Source organism: Mycobacterium sp. MUNTM1 (genome assembly GCF_054660795.1).
In genome coordinates, this window is record NZ_BAAGDE010000115.1 from 1 (window position 1) to 4,350 (window position 4,350).

Below are 4,350 nucleotides of genomic sequence, written 5' to 3' on the forward strand. Positions count from 1 at the left end.
GGTGGTGCCGGGGTTGGCAAGCTTGGTGGTATCGGTGCGCGCGAACAGCAGGGACACCGACACGACGAGCGCGATGGCGGCCACGATCGCGGCGACCCCCACCACCCACGGCCAGCGCGCGGTGCTGCGCTCGTCGTCGGCGTCGGCGGACTCATCGAAGTCGTCGTAGTCGTACAGCCGCAGGTCGGCCGGCAGGTAGGGACCGCTGGTGAAGTGCTCGGACTCCGGAGCCGAGTAGGCCCGCGAGTAGGCGTCCGTCTCGTCGGTCTCGTGCGCCAGCGCCGCGCCGTCCTCGAAGGGCTCCGGCTGGGCCTCGGCCTCGGACTCGGCCTCGGCGCCGTCCAGATCGCCGTCCGGCTCGTCGCCGGGGTCCGGTTCGTGGCTGATCGGGTCGGCACGGTCGGGTTCGTCAGGATCCCATCCCGGGGGTCTCGACCCGCTCATCTTTGCCTTTGCCTACCCTGTTCGACGGCCTCACCTGCGCACAAGCCTCCGCGATCACACCGTCGCGGGCGCGCTGGGACGCTTCTCGTTTGCCTGGGCAAAACACTACCGAACCCAAAAGGGGCAAAGCCGTCGTGGCGAACTGCCCACCAATCACGTGATCTGATTGTGACCTTTATGCCGCGAATCAGTGCTTCTCGGGCCCGATGTAGTACTCGAACACCAGTCCGGCCACCGACGTCAGGACGAACATCACGCCGGCGACGATCAACCACGGCAACCACAGCGCGATGCCCACCGCAACCACCGAGCCCGACAGGGCGATCAGAATCGGCCACCAGCTGTGCGGGCTGAAGAAGCCCAATTCGCCTGCTCCGTCGCTGATCTCGGCGCCCTCATAGTCCTCGGGCCGGGTGTCCAACCGACGCGCCACGAAGCGGAAGAACGTCGCAGTGATCATTGCCAGGCCACCGGTCAGCACCAGCGCGGTGGTGCCCGCCCACTCCACGCCTCCGGTGGCGAAGAGGGCGGTCAGCACCCCGTAAAGCACTGCAACCACAATGAAAAACCCGGCGATGAATTCAAATAGCCTGGCTTCGATATGCATTTGGTGTCCTAACCTACTGGCTTCCGGCCAACTGGCCGCGCTTGGTGTCGAACGGGTGGGTGGTCACCGCGACCGCGGGCTGCCCGATCGCCTGCAACGCCTCGGCGTTGCTCTTTCCGTCCATCCGCTGCTGCAGGTAGGCCTTGAAGTCGTTGGGCGCCACCACCCGAACCTCGAAGTTCATCATCGAGTGATATGTGCCACAGAACTCGGCGCAGTGGCCTACGAACGCGCCCGGCGTCTGGATCTCTTCGGTCTGAAAGACGTGCACCGAGTTGTTCGCGTCGGCGTTGGGGATCACGTCGCGCTTGAACAGGAACTCCGGCACCCAGAACGTGTGGACCACGTCCGCGGATGCCAGGTCGAATTCGATGCGCTTGCCGGTGGGCAGCACCAGCACCGGGATCTCCTCGCTGGAGCCCAGCGTCTCGACCTTGTCGAAGTTCAGGTACTGCCGGTCCGACGTGTTCAGCCCGCGGACGGCACCCACCCGCTCCTCGCCGTGGGCGTCCTTGCCCTCCGGCTTGGACAGCATCGCCTTCTTGCGCGCCGGGTCGGCGCCGTCGTAGGTCAGCGTGCCGTCTTTGAAGTTGACCTTCTGATAGCCGAACTTCCAGTTCCATTGGAAGGCCGTGACATCGATCACAACCTCGGGGTTCTTGTCCAGGTGCAGCATCTTCTCCTGCACCACGACGGTGAAGTAGAACAGCACCGAGATGATGAGGAACGGCGTCACCGTGAGCACCAGCTCCAGCGGCATGTTGTAGCCGAACTGCCGGGGCAGGACGGTGTCGGTCGCCTTCTTGCGGTGGAAGATCGACGCCCAGAAGATCAGGCCGAACACGATCAGGCCGACGACCAGCGACGCGATCACCGCGCCGATCCACAATTCGCGGTTGAGGTGGGCCTCCGGGGTGATGCCCCGTGGCCAGCCCAACGCCAGCGCGTCCGCCCAGCTGCTGCATCCGCTCAGGAACAACGCCAGCACGCCCAGCACACACGCCACCGCGAAGGGCCGAAGACGACGGGCCCGGCGCACGGAGCCCCCGGAATGGCGCCGAAACCTGCCCTGCGACAAACGTTGCGAACGGTCCTGCTCGCGAGGGGTCACGTTAGCGCCTCCTGCTCGGATATCGAATACTACGCAGCGTAGACCACGCGTCTGAGCCGGGCGACGAAACCCCGGCCCGCCGGTGCGCCCGGCCATTCCCGACGTGCCGGGTGCGAGGTCCACGCACGCCCGGCACGTGCGGCATACTGGGGCGCCGTGTGTGGTCTGCTGGCGTTCGTTGCCGCCCCGGAGGGCTCGGACAAGGAGGCGGCCGCCGCCCGCGCCGACGACGCCATCGCGCGCGCGTCGCACTCGATGCGCCACCGCGGGCCCGACGAGCCCGGCACCTGGGTGGACCCCGACACCGACGGCTCCGTCGTCTTCGGCTTCAACCGGCTCTCCATCATCGACATCGCGCACTCGCACCAGCCGCTGCGCTGGGGGCCGCCCGAGGCGCCCGACCGCTACGTGCTGGTGTTCAACGGCGAGATCTACAACTACCTCGAGCTGCGCGACGAACTGGCCGGCCGCCATGGCGCCGTCTTCGCCACCGACGGTGACGGCGAGGCCGTCGTCGCCGGATATCACTACTGGGGCACCGACGTCTTGACGCGGCTGCGCGGCATGTTCGCGTTCGCGCTGTGGGACACCGTCACCCGCGAATTGTTCTGCGCCCGCGACCCTTTCGGCATCAAGCCGCTGTTCATGGCGACCGGCACCGGCGGCACGGCGGTGGCCAGCGAGAAGAAGTGCCTGCTGGACCTGGCCGAGCTGGTCGGGTTCGACACCGGCATCGATGAGCGGGCCGTGCAGCACTACACCGTGCTGCAGTACGTGCCCGAGCCCGAGACGCTGCACCGCGGGGTGCGCCGGCTGGAATCGGGCTGCTACGCCCGGATCCGTCCCGACCGCCTGCAACCGGAGGTCACCCGCTATTTCGTGCCGCGGTTCGCCGCGGTGCCGATCACCCGCGACACCGAACAGGCCCGGTACGACGAGATCACCGCGGTGCTCGAGGACTCGGTGGCCAAGCACATGCGCGCCGACGTCACCGTCGGGGCGTTTTTGTCCGGGGGGATCGACTCCACGGCCATCGCGGCGCTGGCCATCCGGCACAACCCCCGGCTGATCACGTTCACCACCGGCTTCGAACGGGAGGGCTTCTCCGAGATCGACGTCGCGGTCGCCTCGGCCGAGGCCATCGGCGCCCGCCACATCGCCAAGGTGGTCAAGCCCGACGAGTTCGTCGCCGCCCTGCCCGAGATCGTCTGGTATCTCGACGAACCGGTGGCCGACCCGGCGCTGGTGCCGCTGTTCTTCGTCGCCCGGGAGGCCCGCAAGCACGTCAAGGTGGTGCTGTCCGGCGAGGGCGCCGACGAGTTGTTCGGCGGCTACACGATCTATCGAGAACCGTTGTCGCTCAAGCCCTTTGACTATCTGCCGCGGCCACTGCGGCGCTCGGTGGGCAAGATGAGCAAGCCGCTGCCCGAGGGGATGCGGGGCAAGAGCCTGCTGCACCGCGGCTCCCTGACGCTCGAGGAGCGCTACTACGGCAATGCCCGCAGCTTCTCCGACGCGCAGCTGCGCGACGTGCTGCCCGGGTTCCGCGAGGAGTGGACCCACACCGACGTCACCGCGCCGGTGTACGCCGGATCGGCGGGCTGGGATCCGGTGGCCCGCATGCAGCACATCGACCTGTTCACCTGGCTGCGCGGCGACATCCTGGTCAAGGCCGACAAGATGACGATGGCCAACTCGCTGGAGCTTCGGGTGCCGTTCCTGGATCCCGAGGTGTTCGCCGTCGCCGCCCGGCTGCCGGTCGAGGCGAAGATCACCCGCACGACGACGAAGTACGCGCTGCGGCGCGCGCTGGAGCCGATCGTCCCGGCGCACGTGCTGCACCGGCCCAAGCTGGGCTTCCCGGTGCCGATCCGGCACTGGCTGCGCGCCGGCGAGCTGCTGGAGTGGGCCTACGAAACGGTGGACGCGTCGCAGGCCGATCACCTCGTCGACAGGGCCGCCGTGCGCCGGATGCTCGACGAGCACCGCAACGGCGTCAGCGATCACAGCCGGCGGCTGTGGACGCTGCTGATCTTCATGCTCTGGCACGCGATCTTCGTCGAGCACAGCGTGGTGCCCCGGATCAGCGAGCCGCACTACCCCGTGCAGCTCTAGGTGTACTCGGCAGACACGTTGGTGACGGTTGTTGATTGTGGGGAGGACCTCCGGGCTTAGTGGAGATATCTGA

Annotated in this window: 3 protein-coding genes and 1 pseudogene; 1 reads left to right on the forward strand and 3 read right to left on the reverse strand. The window is 67.5% G+C overall.

Annotation, left to right across the window (positions count from 1 at the left end; genetic code table 11):
- The 3 genes and pseudogenes from ACYQ8K_RS29800 to ctaC all read right to left on the reverse strand — a co-directional run.
- Positions 1-444, reverse strand: a pseudogene (locus ACYQ8K_RS29800) (MmpS family transport accessory protein); the annotation flags it as partial.
- A 187-nt stretch (positions 445-631) separates the two neighbouring features.
- Positions 632-1,051: a cytochrome c oxidase subunit 4 gene (locus tag ACYQ8K_RS29805; protein ID WP_459974940.1), complete on the reverse strand. Its 420-nt coding sequence runs from the start codon at positions 1,049-1,051 to the stop codon at positions 632-634.
- Positions 1,052-1,064: 13 nt separating this feature from the next.
- Entirely contained in the window at positions 1,065-2,162 is a 1,098-nt protein-coding gene (gene ctaC / locus ACYQ8K_RS29810; protein ID WP_459974942.1) for an aa3-type cytochrome oxidase subunit II, read from the reverse strand.
- A gap of 156 nt (positions 2,163-2,318) precedes the next feature.
- On the opposite strand from ctaC, the gene asnB reads away from it, so the two are divergent.
- Positions 2,319-4,277 carry an asparagine synthase (glutamine-hydrolyzing) gene (asnB, locus tag ACYQ8K_RS29815; RefSeq protein ID WP_459974944.1) on the forward strand — a complete coding sequence of 653 codons (1,959 nt, stop codon included), beginning with the start codon at positions 2,319-2,321 and terminating at the stop codon, positions 4,275-4,277.
- The last annotated feature ends 73 nt before the right edge of the window (positions 4,278-4,350 follow it).

Bases quoted from the DNA above. Each gene is read 5' to 3' on its own strand.
- ACYQ8K_RS29805 (WP_459974940.1), bottom strand. From the start codon at position 1,051: ATGCATATCGAAGCCAGGCTATTTGAATTCATCGCCGGGTTTTTCATT.